The 1330-nt window shown below is 64.7% G+C and carries 1 protein-coding gene; it reads right to left on the bottom strand.

Translation table 11 applies throughout. The annotated features are described in order from the left end of the window. Window positions 1–27: 27 nt before the first annotated feature. Window positions 28–1280, bottom strand: a protein-coding gene (locus ACFYO2_RS49605) for an IS3 family transposase (protein ID WP_388364125.1) whose coding sequence is annotated in 2 segments (ribosomal slippage) — window positions 28–998 and window positions 998–1280 — 1254 coding nt in all. Because the reading frame shifts where the segments join, the coding sequence is not laid out codon by codon here. Between the last annotated feature and the right edge of the window lie 50 nt (window positions 1281–1330).

Here is a 1330-nt window from a genome sequence, read left to right as displayed (position 1 = left end):
TGAACCGCCCCGGGTTCGGTAGAGATCTCAGATTGTGGTTGTGACCTGGGGTTTCGTGGATTGCATGTAGTGGTTGGTCTCGTATTCGACGGGCGGTACGTGGCCTATCTCACCGTGGAGTCGGCGGTGGCAGTACCAGTCGATCCACTCGGCGGTGGCGAGTTCGACCTGGGAGAGCGTCATCCAGGGCCGGCCGGGTTTGATCAGCTCGGTTTTGAACAGGCCGATCGTCGATTCCATCAGGGCGTTGTCGTAGGCGTCGCCGACCGAACCGATCGATGCCGCGATCCCTGCCCGGTCCAGATGCTCGGCCAGCGCGAACGATGTGTACTGCGACCCCGCGTCCGAGTGATGTATCAACTCGCCCTGTACATGCGGGAATCCGTCCCGGTCGCGCTGCCACAGCGCCATCTCCAGGGCGTCCAGGACGAGCTTGGTCTCCTTGGAGGTGGAGGCGGACCAGCCGACGATGCGGCGGGAGAAGGTGTCCACGACGAAGGCGACGTAGACGACCCCGTTCCAGGTGGCGACATGCGTGAAGTCGGCAACCCAGCAGCGGTTCGGTGCACTGGCGACGAAGTCGCGGTCGAGAAGGTCCGGGGCTCGCTCGGCGGCCGGATCGGTGATCGTCGTGATCACCTTCCTGCCGCGGACGGCACCGGTGATGCCGAGCTCACGCATGAGGCGCTCGACGGTGCAGCGGGCCACGGCATGCCCCTGCCGGTTCAGCTCGCGCCAGATCTTCCGGGCCCCGTAGACACGGTAGTTGGACGTGTAGACCTCCTGGATCCGCTCTTTGATTTCCTCATCGCGCACGGAACGGGCAGAGGGAGTTTCCAGGCGCTTTTTGTAGGCGTAGTACGTGGAAGGGGCGATCTTGCAGTCGTGCTCGGTGAGCGTCCTGCAGATCGGCTCGACGCCGCCGAAGCGGTCCCGGTGCTCGTCGATGAACGCTACGAGCGTGTGTGTGGCCGGTCGAGCTCGGCCGCGAAGAAACTCGCCGCGGCCTTCAGAATCTCGTTGGCCCGCTTGAGTTCGGCATTCTCCTTCTTCAACGCCTTGAGCTGCGCGGACTCCTCCGTCGTCGTCCCCGGTCGCGTCCCCGCGTCGACCTCGTGCTGCTTCACCCAGTTCCGCAGCGTCTCGCGGGACCCGATGCCGAGCTTCTCGGCCACCGCCTGCAAAGCGGCCGTCTCGGTCGGATGGTCGTCGCGCACCTCGGCGACCATGCGCACCGCACGACGGCGGAGCTCAAGCGGGTAACGGGAAGGTCGTGCCATGACTCGATCCTTTCATGAAATCGAGTCTCCATTCGAACCGGGGCGGTTCA

Origin of the sequence: Streptomyces sp. NPDC006602 (genome assembly GCF_042870385.1) — a bacterium.
Classification (GTDB): Bacteria; Actinomycetota; Actinomycetes; order Streptomycetales; family Streptomycetaceae; genus Streptomyces.
This window is presented reverse-complemented; position numbering and strand designations above follow the sequence as displayed.